The organism is Enterobacter sp. H2G27, assembly GCF_054403075.1.
The window spans coordinates 392,841-405,014 of record NZ_JBSVSI010000001.1 but is presented as its reverse complement, the minus strand read 5'-3'; the positions used below and the strand labels follow the sequence as shown (position 1 = coordinate 405,014).

13 protein-coding genes and 3 tRNA genes are annotated in these 12,174 nt (G+C 52.3%); 7 read left to right on the top strand and 9 right to left on the bottom strand.

Features of this window, described 5'->3' with window-relative positions; all coding sequences use genetic code 11:
• Positions 1–75: 75 nt before the first annotated feature.
• The 5 genes from osmY to ACW9E7_RS01885 form a co-directional block, all read right to left on the bottom strand.
• Positions 76–693: a molecular chaperone OsmY gene (gene osmY / locus ACW9E7_RS01905; protein ID WP_039260909.1), complete on the bottom strand. Its 618-nt coding sequence runs from the start codon at positions 691–693 to the stop codon at positions 76–78.
• 299 nt (positions 694–992) lie between these two features.
• Positions 993–2,582, bottom strand: a complete 1,590-nt coding sequence (prfC, locus tag ACW9E7_RS01900) for a peptide chain release factor 3 (RefSeq protein ID WP_127729550.1) — start codon at positions 2,580–2,582, stop codon at positions 993–995.
• Between the two features lie 91 nt (positions 2,583–2,673).
• Positions 2,674–3,351, bottom strand: a complete 678-nt coding sequence (gene yjjG / locus ACW9E7_RS01895; protein ID WP_023310313.1) for a pyrimidine 5'-nucleotidase — start codon at positions 3,349–3,351, stop codon at positions 2,674–2,676.
• Between the two features lie 19 nt (positions 3,352–3,370).
• Entirely contained in the window at positions 3,371–3,814 is a 444-nt protein-coding gene (gene rimI / locus ACW9E7_RS01890) for a ribosomal protein S18-alanine N-acetyltransferase (protein WP_111964094.1), read from the bottom strand.
• Positions 3,783–4,196, bottom strand: coding sequence for a DNA polymerase III subunit psi (locus ACW9E7_RS01885; RefSeq protein ID WP_008502079.1), 414 nt, complete (start codon positions 4,194–4,196; stop codon positions 3,783–3,785). The genes rimI and ACW9E7_RS01885 overlap by 32 nt, the downstream gene beginning before the upstream one ends.
• 102 nt (positions 4,197–4,298) lie before the next feature.
• On the opposite strand from ACW9E7_RS01885, the gene rsmC reads away from it, so the two are divergent.
• The 4 genes from rsmC (at position 4,299) to ACW9E7_RS01865 (ending at position 5,820) form a co-directional block, all read left to right on the top strand.
• Complete coding sequence (gene rsmC, locus ACW9E7_RS01880) at positions 4,299–5,327, top strand: 16S rRNA (guanine(1207)-N(2))-methyltransferase RsmC (protein ID WP_458727177.1); 1,029 nt, start codon at positions 4,299–4,301, stop codon at positions 5,325–5,327.
• Between the two features lie 172 nt (positions 5,328–5,499).
• Positions 5,500–5,586 (top strand) — tRNA-Leu (locus tag ACW9E7_RS01875).
• Between the two features lie 28 nt (positions 5,587–5,614).
• A tRNA-Leu gene (locus ACW9E7_RS01870) sits at positions 5,615–5,701 on the top strand.
• Positions 5,702–5,734: 33 nt separating this feature from the next.
• A tRNA-Leu gene (locus ACW9E7_RS01865) sits at positions 5,735–5,820 on the top strand.
• Between the two features lie 40 nt (positions 5,821–5,860).
• On the opposite strand, the gene ACW9E7_RS01860 is transcribed toward ACW9E7_RS01865, so the two are convergent.
• Positions 5,861–6,130, bottom strand: coding sequence for a DUF1435 domain-containing protein (locus tag ACW9E7_RS01860; protein ID WP_172621901.1), 270 nt, complete (start codon positions 6,128–6,130; stop codon positions 5,861–5,863).
• Positions 6,131–6,345: 215 nt separating this feature from the next.
• Between ACW9E7_RS01860 and ACW9E7_RS01855 the strand changes: the two genes are divergently transcribed.
• Together ACW9E7_RS01855 and fhuF are read left to right on the top strand one after the other, a co-directional pair.
• Positions 6,346–7,410 (top strand): GGDEF domain-containing protein, encoded by a 1,065-nt coding sequence (locus ACW9E7_RS01855; RefSeq protein WP_458727176.1) that lies wholly within the window; start codon positions 6,346–6,348, stop codon positions 7,408–7,410.
• 95 nt (positions 7,411–7,505) lie between these two features.
• On the top strand, positions 7,506–8,294 hold the full coding sequence (gene fhuF / locus ACW9E7_RS01850) for a siderophore-iron reductase FhuF (protein WP_271368908.1): 789 nt from the start codon (positions 7,506–7,508) through the stop codon (positions 8,292–8,294).
• A 127-nt stretch (positions 8,295–8,421) separates the two neighbouring features.
• Here the strand turns inward: fhuF and ACW9E7_RS01845 are convergent, their stop codons facing one another.
• Positions 8,422–9,768, bottom strand: coding sequence for a PTS sugar transporter subunit IIC (locus tag ACW9E7_RS01845; protein ID WP_458727175.1), 1,347 nt, complete (start codon positions 9,766–9,768; stop codon positions 8,422–8,424).
• 328 nt (positions 9,769–10,096) lie between these two features.
• On the opposite strand from ACW9E7_RS01845, the gene ACW9E7_RS01840 reads away from it, so the two are divergent.
• Positions 10,097–10,555, top strand: coding sequence for a YbaK/EbsC family protein (locus ACW9E7_RS01840; protein ID WP_115876508.1), 459 nt, complete (start codon positions 10,097–10,099; stop codon positions 10,553–10,555).
• A gap of 38 nt (positions 10,556–10,593) precedes the next feature.
• Here the strand turns inward: ACW9E7_RS01840 and bglJ are convergent, their stop codons facing one another.
• Positions 10,594–11,229: a DNA-binding transcriptional activator BglJ gene (gene bglJ, locus ACW9E7_RS01835; RefSeq protein WP_458728362.1), complete on the bottom strand. Its 636-nt coding sequence runs from the start codon at positions 11,227–11,229 to the stop codon at positions 10,594–10,596.
• Positions 11,226–11,963: a helix-turn-helix transcriptional regulator gene (locus ACW9E7_RS01830; protein ID WP_115876514.1), complete on the bottom strand. Its 738-nt coding sequence runs from the start codon at positions 11,961–11,963 to the stop codon at positions 11,226–11,228. Before ACW9E7_RS01830 ends, bglJ begins: the two co-directional genes overlap by 4 nt.
• Between the last annotated feature and the right edge of the window lie 211 nt (positions 11,964–12,174).

The following is a 12,174-nucleotide window of genomic DNA, read 5'->3' as shown; positions in this document are numbered from 1 at the left end:
TCACTCACCGGCGTTTTTCCAGAGTCATTCTTATTTCGCCCGCAGGTATTAGCCAGACGGGCGAATGGTCGAGATTTACTTCGTTTTCAGATCGTTTTTAACGCTTTTCACACCATCAATCGCTTTCGCGATGGACTCGGCACGTTCACTTTGCGCCTGCGAATCTACCGTACCGGAAAGCTGAACCACGCCATCGGTGGTTTCCACTTTCACCTTACGGGACGGCACGATGTCATCTGCTAAAAGTTTAGCTTTGATTTCGCTGGTGGTAGCTGCATCACCGGCATAACCTTTCACCGACGCGTTTTTGCCGTCACGGACGTGCAGCTTATCGCTGACGGAGGCGACACCTTCGACGCCTTTCGCCACTTTTACCGCCTGTTCAGCCTGAGCCTGGCTTTCGACAAAGCCGCTCAGCGTGACCACTTTCTTGTCGGTCTTAACGGAAATGTCGGTGCTCTTAATGGCTTCATCATCCACCAGTGCGGCTTTCACTTTTGCTGTGATTGAGCTGTCATCCATGAAGTTGCCGACTTTATTCATAGAGCTATCGATTTTTTGCCCTGCGTTATCGGCCGTGGATTGTGCTTTATCCATGGTGCTGCTTTCCGCCAGGGCGGAGCCGCTCACCAGAACGCTACCCAGAGTTACAGCCAGCAGAGTTTTAGAAATCTTCAGTCTTGTCATATTCATCGATCTATTCCTGTGTTGACCCGTTATTCGGGCTGCATACTTCCTTAGTAGTTTTATATATTGCGAATAAACACGCGGGCAAAATGGATAACCTAAAGTCATGCATTGAACAGTTAATTTATCCACGCCCGGTGTTAAACACTGAGTTAAATATAGATCACTCTCACAGAGCCGCTTTCAGAATTGGGCAAAAAACGCGCGAATAGCGTGAAATTGCGTTGAATTAAGAACATTCCGCAAGGGATTAATAAGACAGGAATTAAAGAAGAGCACGGCGGGAGCCGTGCTCAGAGAGGGGATTAGTGCTCGCGGGTTTTACGGAACTGAACGTCAGGGTAACGTTCCTGCGTCAGGTTCAGGTTCACCATCGTTGGCGCGATATAGGTCAGGTTATCGCCACCATCCAGCGCCAGCTGAACTTCATTCTTACGCTTAAATTCTTCGAATTTCTTCACGTCAGAACACTCAACCCAGCGCGCGGTCGCGACGTTCACCGATTCGTAAATCGCCTCCACGTTGTACTCGCTCTTCAGACGCGCAACGACCACATCAAACTGCAGCACGCCGACCGCGCCAACGATCAGATCGTTGTTTGCGATTGGGCGGAAGACCTGCACGGCGCCCTCTTCGGAGAGCTGAACCAGGCCTTTCAGCAGCTGTTTCTGCTTCAGCGGATCGCGCAGACGAATACGACGGAACAGCTCCGGCGCGAAGTTCGGAATACCGGTGAACTTCATCATTTCGCCCTGGGTGAAGGTATCACCGATCTGGATGGTGCCGTGGTTGTGCAGCCCGATGATGTCGCCCGGATAGGCCTCTTCAACGTGCGAACGGTCACCCGCCATAAAGGTCAGCGCGTCGGAGATGACAACGTCTTTCCCGATACGCACCTGGCGCAGCTTCATGCCCTTTTCATACTTACCGGACACCACGCGCATAAAGGCCACGCGGTCACGGTGTTTCGGGTCCATGTTGGCCTGAATCTTAAATACGAAGCCGGTGAACTTCTCTTCTTTTGCTTCCACTTCACGGGTGTCGGTTTTGCGCGGCATCGGCTGCGGCGCCCACTCCACCAGGCCGTCAAGCATGTGGTCAACGCCGAAGTTACCCAGTGCGGTACCGAAGAAGACCGGGGTAATTTCGCCGCTCAGGAACAGCTCTTTGTCGAATTCGTGAGACGCGCCCTTGACCAGCTCCAGCTCCTCGCGCAGCTGCGCGGCCAGCTCTTCGCCAACCGCCGCGTCCAGATCCGGGTTGTCCAGACCTTTAACAATGCGCACTTCCTGAATGGTGTGGCCTTTACCGGTCTGATACAGGTAAGTTTCGTCTTTATAGAGGTGATACACCCCTTTGAACAGCTTACCGCAGCCAATTGGCCAGGTGATGGGCGCACAGGCGATCTTCAGCTCGTTTTCTACTTCATCCATCAGCTCCATCGGATCGCGGATGTCACGGTCGAGCTTGTTCATAAAGGTGAGGATCGGCGTATCGCGCAGACGGGTGACTTCCATCAGCTTACGGGTCCTGTCTTCTACACCTTTCGCGGCGTCGATCACCATCAGACAGCAGTCCACTGCCGTCAGGGTACGGTAGGTATCTTCGGAGAAGTCTTCGTGGCCCGGGGTGTCCAGCAGGTTCACCAGGCAGTCGTGATACGGGAACTGCATCACGGAGGTGGTAATCGAAATACCACGCTGCTTTTCCATCTCCATCCAGTCGGATTTTGCATGCTGGCTGGAGCCACGGCCTTTCACTGTACCCGCAGTCTGGATCGCCTGTCCAAACAGCAACACCTTCTCGGTGATGGTCGTTTTACCGGCATCCGGGTGAGAGATAATGGCAAAAGTGCGGCGCTTGGCCACCTCTTGCAGATAAGGAGACAACGTCATAATTAAATCTTCTTTTATAAGCGCGGCAGCACGCCACGCATCATGGAATACAAAATTGCGGCTATTTTACCCATCAACGGGGGGCAGGCAATCATTGTTTACACAGGAGTTGCTCCAGTTCGTTCAACGACGTCACGGTCCAGGTCGGCTCGATGCCTTCAGGCTTCACGCGGCCATGCGCGTTGAGCCACACGGTCGACAGACCTGACTTCATGCCGCCCAGGATATCTGACTCCGCCGTATCACCCACCATCAGGACGCGATCGCGGTCGGGATTTCCGGCCTGCGCCAGCGCGTAGTCGAAAATACGCGGATCCGGCTTCGGCACGCCAACCTCTTCCGAGATCACCAGCGCGTCGAAATGATCGCGCAGGCCTGTGCGCTCAAGGCGGATCTGCTGCAGGGCGGTAAAACCGTTGGTGATGATCCCCAGTTTCACCTTGCCTTTCAACGCATTCAGCAGGGAAACCGCGCCCGGCAGTGGCGCACAAATATCGGCCATCGCGTTCAGGAACGCATCGTTCAGCGTCCCCGGACTGACCTTTAAGCGTTCCGCCCAGACGTCAAAGCGCTGGTGCTGAAGCTGTAACGCGGTGATGGCACCGTTCTGGTAATCCACCCACAGCGGCTTATTTACCGCCTGATAGTCCTGAAAATCTTCAGCGGTGAAGGTCACGCTATAGTCGAGAAACATCCGCTGCAGGCCGCCGAACGAATCAAACGTAAACAGCGTTTCGTCGGCATCAAAGAAAATCCAGTCCCATTTCATCGTTACAACCTTATATTCGTTATCCAATCGGCAGAGCCATGATAATGGCGTCTTCACGTCCCTCTGCGGTGGGGTAGTAGTTACGGCGGATTGTCGCCTCGTTAAAGCCTAAGCTTTGATAGAGCGCGATGGCGGCGACATTCGACGCGCGCACCTCCAGCCACAGGGTGAAAACGTCACGGGTTTCGAGCTCACGGATGAGGTGCTCAAGCAGTTCTCTTCCCAGCCCACGGCGCTGAAACGCGGGATCAACCGCGATATTAAACAGCGTCGCTTCATCAAGAACAACCTGCGTGATCGCGAAAGCGGCCATGGTGCCGTCAACGTCCAGGCGGTAGTTCAGATACCGTTCGCCCTGATTACTGGCGAAGGTTTTTTCGCTCCATGGAAACGCATGGGCGCGTGTTTCAATCGCGAACGCTGTGGACAGGTCAGGCGTCGTGAGGGAAGAAATCGTGTTCATATTCACAGATTTGTTGCCATAGCGCGCTGCGCGCTTTTGGGTTGGCTTTCAGTTCGTCCAGCGCTGGCGAGCAGATCTGGCTCCCCTGAAGAGAGATCTCATTTGCCTCTCCGATACGCCAGCTGTTACAGCGGCTATCAGGAGGCAGCATCGCGACACGCTCTGGCGTCAGCGGTAAAACCTGGTCGGCCGTCAGCTTCAGGCTGCGAAGGACATCACCGATCAGGGGGTCATTCAGGGCAGGCAGTTCTTCCGCCACCATCACCAGACGAACGTGCGCCGGGATGGAGATGGCGATTTCGCCCTGCAACGCCGTCGGGCGACGCAAAGCCCACTGGGTAATGCCCAGCTGCTGCAACTGCCAGTCTCGTCGGGATGTCATAGGGAAAACTCCTGTCTCTCAGGCGCGCAAATATAGCAAATGTGTCGAAAGTGCGCCATCTACCTACTATAATCCCCGCCTGAGTTTATTGAGGAACAATTCATGTCTGCATTTACCCCGGCAAGTGAAGTCTTGCTGCGTCACAGTGATGATTTCGAAGAAAGCCGTATTCTGTTTGCCGGAGATATGCAGGATGACCTGCCTGCGCGTTTCGACTGTGCTGAAAGCCGTGCCCATACCCAATACTACCACCACTGGCAGGTGCTGAGCCGCCAGATGGGCGAGCGCGCGCGCTTTAGCCTGGTGGCAGAGCAGAGCGATATTGCCGACTGCGATACGCTGATCTACTACTGGCCGAAGAATAAACCTGAGGCCCAGTTCCAGCTGATGAACCTGCTCTCCCTGCTGCCGGTCGGCTGCGATATTTTCGTGGTCGGTGAAAACCGCAGCGGCGTGCGTAGCGCTGAACAGATGCTGGAAGGCTACGCGCCGTTGAATAAAGTCGACAGCGCTCGCCGCTGTGGTCTGTACCATGGCCGTCTGGAAAAACAGACAACGTTTGATCCCCAGGCTTACTGGGACGAGTACCAGCTTGACGGCCTGACCATCAAAACCCTGCCGGGTGTGTTCAGCCGCGACGCGCTGGATACGGGCAGCAAGCTGTTGCTCTCCACCCTGACGCCGCACACCAAAGGCAAAGTGCTGGACGTGGGATGCGGCGCGGGCGTGCTCTCTACCGTGCTCGCCAACCATTCACCAAAAGTGCGCTTAACCCTGTGTGACGTGAGCGCTCCGGCGGTAGAAGCCAGCCGCGCAACGCTTGCCGCAAACGGTATTGAAGGCGAGGTGATTGCCAGCAACGTCTTCTCCGACGTCACCGGTCGCTTCGACATGATCATCTCTAACCCGCCGTTCCACGACGGCATGGAGACCAGCCTGGAAGCCGCGCAAACGCTGATCCGTGGCGCGGTCCGTCACCTCAACAGCGGCGGTGAGCTGCGTATTGTCGCGAACGCCTTCCTGGCGTACCCGAAAGTGCTGGACGAAACCTTCGGTTTCCACGAAGTGATCGCCCAGACCGGCCGCTTTAAGGTCTACCGTACCGTGATGACGCGTCAGGCCAAAAAGTAATCTCCACTCATGCAGGCCGGATAAGTGCAAGCACCATCCGGCTCCGCATGGCGCCTGCATCGGCCATTTTTGCAGCAATCAAGGCGTCGCGCGCACTTTTCTGTTGACGTAAAGCTGAAAACATCTAGAATGCGCCTCCGTGGTTACGATACTTTTACAGTATCGATGGTATGCGAAGGTGGCGGAATTGGTAGACGCGCTAGCTTCAGGTGTTAGTGTCCTTACGGATGTGGGGGTTCGAGTCCCCCCCCTCGCACCATAAATCACAATGATATTGCTCGCACTGGGCGAAGGTGGCGGAATTGGTAGACGCGCTAGCTTCAGGTGTTAGTGTCCTTACGGATGTGGGGGTTCGAGTCCCCCCCCTCGCACCAACGAGGCGATATCAACAATAGTAAGATGACTGTGCGAAGGTGGCGGAATTGGTAGACGCGCTAGCTTCAGGTGTTAGTGTCCTTAGGATGTGGGGGTTCGAGTCCCCCCCCTCGCACCAATATCTTACATCCCTTCTGTAGTTCCTCTTCTTTTCCCTGTTATTTCAAGCTCATCAGTATCACCAGAATTCCACTGACCAGTGCTACACATGATGGTAGTAAAACAAAGTGGCGCAATTGCTTATGCCAGATCATGCCTGACGTGACTAACAGTCCTGACACAATGATCGCTTTCCATGTATCAAGGGAGAGATCGGCAAACGTCAACCCGCCGAGAATGGCTCCCGGTAGCAATACCCCCCAACCACTGCCAAGCGCCCTGTTCAACATGCTCTGCCCTCTCGGAACGATAATGATAACCAATATCATATGACACGAATTATCATTTGTCAGCTGAATGAATCAAAATCCATCGTCCTTTACCTTTCCCGTAATGACAGGAAATGCCTAAGGTGATAAATTGCACACCTGTTAACAACATCTAAAGATTTTCTGATAATTACTCTTTGAGTTTTTTTCATATTTTATTGCGATACAGCACCTACTTATTTGTTTTAATTAAATTTTAATAAAAACGCACGACTATGACATCACAATCCTGGCGGTCTTTGGTTCACAGAAAATATCAATTGTCGTTACGTTTATTTTTATTTCTGAACGCAACCTCGGCAGTGTTCTCGGTAACAAATCCGCTCAATTCTGTACGCCTGTTATCAGCCCCACTTATTGCTATTTTCTCCATCAGCACCGGCCTGTTCGTCTGGCACTGGAGAAAGCGCGCGCGGAAGATAAATATTCCTTTTGTTTCAGGGATATTCGGTATTTTGTGGGCCTGGCAAATTGTGTCTAAATTCGCCTTAATTACCCACGATCACGCGACGTATTTGTTAATCGCCCTATTAACGGTGCTTTTTATCGGAACGCTGGCATTCGCCAGTAATATCAAAGCCTTTACGCTGCACTCACTGCCTACGTTTATTGTCTGCCTGTGGTTAAGCGATCACGATATATGGCTGAGAATGACCTATTCTTTCGCACTTCCTGTGGTGGCAATTGCTATTCATAACATTTTGCAAACACGTAACGACCGTTTTGCTCAGGAGCTGCTCTCACGTCTTCTGGAAGAGCGAGAAACCCTTACCGATCTCAGCATGATGGACCCGCTTACCGGGCTTTATAATCGTCGCGGTCTGCAAAGCCGTCTGGAGAATCTGCCGACGGTTGAAAATGGCGAGCATTTTGTCCTGCTGATGGATATCGATCACTTCAAAGCCTATAACGACCATTATGGCCACATGATGGGCGACCAGGCGCTGAAGCGTGTCTCTGCGGCAATCCGCGACGCCGTGCGTTCTCGCGATATTGTGGCGCGTTTTGGCGGGGAAGAGTTTATGGTGCTGTTGACGAATATTTCTCTCGAACATGCTCGCCAGACGGCCGAGCGGATCCGTCAGAAAGTCTACGATTTGAAAATCCCGCATCTGTTTAACGAGAGCGTAGCGACAAACGTCACCATCAGCATTGGTATTGCCATTTTCGAGGATGAAGACGTAGAAGGCGCGCTGGAAAAAGCGGACAAAGCCCTCTATGAAGCCAAGCATATGGGGCGCAATAACATTCTGCTGAGTGAAGAGCTGCAGACGGCTTAAACATCACGACGATGTCACCCGGACAAAAGTCTTGCCATTGGTATAAGCAATAGTTAGGATTGGCAATCATTATCATTTAGATTTCTATCTATACTATGGCTACGCATACCGCACACATCGTCGAACCACTCCTCTGGCGAGCGCCCCTCACCAGCGGGAATGTTTCGCTTGCGGATGCCATACGGGATAAGATTGCGGAGACGCGCGCCCACCTGCTGGACTTCATCCGGCTTGATGAAGCGCACCCGAATCACGCCATGACGCTCTCAGAGTGGCGTCACCCGACAAAACTACAGTCTCTGCTGGCTACCTATTCCGACCATATCTATCGCAATCAGCCCACCCTTACGCGGGAAAATAAACCCCTGCTCTCTCTATGGGCGCAGTGGTATATCGGGCTGATGGTGCCCCCCCTCATGCTGGCGCTGTTAACCCAGAAGAGCATGCTGGAACTCTCGCCGGATAATTTCCACGTCGAGTTCCACGAAACCGGGCGTGCGGCCTGTTTCTGGATTGATCTCCACGAAGACCAGAACGCTGAACGCCTGACGGCTCAGGAACGTATGGAGCAGCTTATCATCCAGGCCCTGATCCCGGTGGTGGAAGTGCTTGAAGCGACGGGAGAGATTAATGCAAAGCTTATCTGGAGCAATACGGGCTATTTAATCCACTGGTATTTAACGGAAATGAAGCCTCTGCTTGGTGATGAGAACGTTGATGCCCTGCGTCAGTCCTGTTTCTTTGCAAAACAGCTTTCCGATGGCCGTGACAACCCGCTATTCCGCACCGTCGTGCTCCGTGATGGGCTTCTGGTTCGCCGCACCTGCTGCCAGCGCTATCGCCTGCCGGACGTTAAGCAGTGTGGGGACTGCACGCTGAAGTAGAGCAGTGAATTGCCCGGTGGCGCTTTGCTTACCGGGCCTACAAAACCGGGCCCGGCCTAAACCCTCTCACACAAGGAGAGGGAATAAACACTAAAAACGGCAACATGCGTTGCCGTTTTGTTTTTACCTATGCCACCTGCTGATTGTCCTCTTCCGCGTTACGCTGCGCTTCTTCCGCTTCCTGCTCCAGCAGCTGTTTCTCGTATACTTTGAAGAACGGGAAATAGATGATTGCCGATACGCAGGCAAGAACCACAACCAGAATAGCCGCGCGGAAATCCCAGCCCAGAGCCCACGCTGCACCTATTGGCGCCGGTGCTGTCCAGGGGACTACTGAGATGACGCGTCCAATCAGGTCAAACGTCATCGCCGCCCAGGCCAGCACGGCATTTACCATCGGTGCCAGCAGGAACGGAATAAAGAACACCGGGTTCATCACAATCGGCGTACCGAAAATGACAGGTTCATTGATGTTAAAGAAGCTGGGTACCACGCTCAAACGACCGATAGAGCGTAAATGCGCTGAACGGCTACGCAGATAGCAAATCACCAGCCCCATCGTGGCGCCCGACCCGCCAATCACGATAAAGAACGTCCAGAACGCCTCCATAAAAATATGCGGCAGAGGCTGGCTGGCGGCCAGAGCGGTCTGGTTCGCGCCGAGGTTCGTGAGCCAGAACATCTGAAGCATCCCGGAGACGATGGCGGCTCCGTGGATCCCGGCGAACCACAGCAGATGACCAATCAACACGGCCAGCAGGATCGCAGGCAGGGAATCCGCTGCGGAAACAAGAGGTTTAAAGACCGACATAATGGCCTGCGGGATCAGCATGCCGAACTGAGACTGAATGACCAGGCTCAGAGGGTAAAGCATCAAGACCACCACCAGCACAGGGATGAGCAGATCAAAAGAGTTTTTGATCATCGGAGGTACCTGGTCTGGCAGGCGAATACCGATGTTGTGCGCCTTGAGGAAACGCATCATCTCAACGCAGTAGATCGCCACCAGAATCGCGGTAAAAATCCCCGTTCCACCCAGGCTGTCGACAGGCAGCGTGCCTTTGGTTTTCGGTGCCGCGACCAGCAGAAATGCCATCAGCGACAGCATGGCGCACATAAACGGGTCTAGCTGGTGCGATTTGACATAGTGTTTGCCAAGGTTATAGGCAATGGCCGCACAGATATAAATGGACATAATGCCCATCGTCATATCAAACGGCGTCAGGATCTGACCTTCAAACTGCTTCGCCATATCCAGCCAGGCGCGGGCGAAACTCCAGGTGGTATCAGGCGAAAATGGCGGGTATGCGAACACTAACAAAAATGAACCCACAATCATGAATGGCATCGCGGAGATGAACCCATCACGAATGGCCATCACATGACGCTGGGAAGAGATCCGCCCGGCAATCGGGCTGACGTAATTTTCAACAAAACGGAATATCAGGTTAAACGCAGCATGGTTGGCAGACATGGCAGATCTCCTGTCAGACGTTTGTTACGGGCACATTTGCGCCGCACGTTGTTCCATAAATCACCTTCACAACCTTGCTGGCTTGTGTACCAGTAGTACTGCTAAGACGGAATGGTTTCATAATTTGCTCTTATTATTAGATACAGGGGACGTTACGTACTCAGTATTAATCGACGCATCACGCTCTGCAACCGGTTACTGTAACCGGTTTCCGTGATTGTGAAGAGGATCCAGAAATCAGCCGTTCGGTATATTTGTTACTGAAGAGATATTTACAGAGCATAAATTCTTATGACAGATTACGCAGGATATTTGTCAGGAGGAAACAATGAGTTTGCAGTCTGTACAGCAGTTTTTTGCCGACAACGCGCCGGATATAGACGTCATTGAACTTAGCCAGAGTACCGCTACCGTTGCGTTGGCTGCTGCCGCCCACCGTGTGGAACCGGGACAAATCGCCAAGACCTTGTCACTAAAGGTGAAAAATGAGGTGATTCTGGTGGTAGCGAAAGGCGATGCGCGTCTGGATAACAAAAAGCTGAAAGACACCTTTGGTGCAAAAGCGCGCATGCTCAGCAGTGATGAAGTGGTGACCATAACCGGTCACCCCGTTGGGGGCGTGTGCCCGTTCGGCCTGGAAAACCCGCTCGCGGTTTACTGCGATGTCTCGTTAAAGCAGTACGCCGAAGTGCTGCCCGCCGCAGGCGCAATTCACAGCGCTGTGCGTATCTCACCTGACAGAATGGCAGAGCTGACTTCCGCAAAATGGGTGGATGTTTGCATCTGATTGATGCGCCAGAGCCTGTCTGGCGCGCAACAGGCAGGTTATAAAAAGGTCGGCTTGCTAAGCGTCGGACTTCGCGGTTCTCTTGCCGAAAGGTGGGTAATAATATCTGCCGCATCGAGCAACCCTACGTCAGAGTTCACCCCCAGCTTCACCATCGCATTAAACTTATGCGCCCGGATGGTCTTAATATTGCGTTCAAGCCGTGCCGCGATTTGAGGAATGGAATACCCGCAAGACATATAACGCAATATTGCCCTTTCCGTTGGGCTTAACATTCTGCTTTGACTCCGGTACCAGTGATTCATCATATTGTCATTGATACACAAGGTTTCACTCAACAACACCATGAGTTCCTTCTGCAGGAGCTCAAGCGTCAGCGATTTACTAACCACACCGTGAAGGCGTGACGGGGAAAGATAGCTAATTAATCTTGCTTCCATCTCGTCAGCGACCAGGATGATGCGCTGGATATGACCATGCGTAAACGCAAAATCCCGCAGGTGCGCCAGGCAGCTACGACGCTCTTCCCGCGCATCGGAATATGAATAGATCAGCGAGAAAAAATTGACGTGCTGAAGTGCTTTCTTAAAGCTGTCAAATTCACTAAACAGATGCAGTTGGTAATGATTCAGGCCGGGCATCGCAAAAAGATGCTGTAGCCCAACAGCACTCATCGTGCAATTTTCGACGATGGCAATATGGCTTGTTGAATCGGTTTTTTCCATTCTTCGAACTCTCCATAGGCTGACATCAAACTCAGCTCTCGCATTCCCTGTGTACTGTTTATCCAGGCGTACATATCGGCGTTACTGCGTAATGAAAGTCGTCGCATCGCACTGTTTTTCTGCGCACTGATGGTTTTATTGCTCTTCTTGAGCAATGTGGCGATTTGGTTGATCCCCCATCCTTTACCTAACAGTCTCAATACCTTGCGTTCGGAGTGCGTGAGTGCGATAACATGTTCGTTTTCCTCCTCTGAACTTAGAGGTTCCGGGGTTAACAACATCTGGCTTACTCGCTCTGCGCGTTCGCGACCTGCCCGTACAGCGTTAACCAGGCCTTCAATGGGTTCCATATCAGAAAGCAACGTACTTTCAGGGCGCACAAGTAACTCAACGGCAATAGGGTTAAGTGGCCGCGAAACTAAAAAGATCCAGTGAATATTCCGGTATTGATTCAATAAACTGAAATACTCTTCAAGCGCCCCTCGAGGATTCCAGTATTCGCCTGAAATGTCGGCAATGATAACGTCAGCGCGGCGTAGCTGGAGCAGCGTTAACTCCTGCAATGAGTTGCAATAGGTCAATTCAAAATCGGGGAAATGGCGAGTCATCACGCCCCCTAACCCGTTTTGCATCACAGGTATCCGGCTGATGATAACGCTATGCTTACCGTGCAAAGACAACATAGACCCTCCGTGTCCATTCTTCATTTGATGAGTAACGTTAAAACGCATCAACGTATGAGTATTTTTGTCCCTGAGTGTAATGCAGGTTAATACAAGTAGAAGATGAGATGTATTCTTAGTATAAGAAATGCCTAAACAGCACTAATATCTCACAAAGCGAAATAAAATTTAATTGCAGTGCCATTAAAATAACTACAATATAAAATTAGAA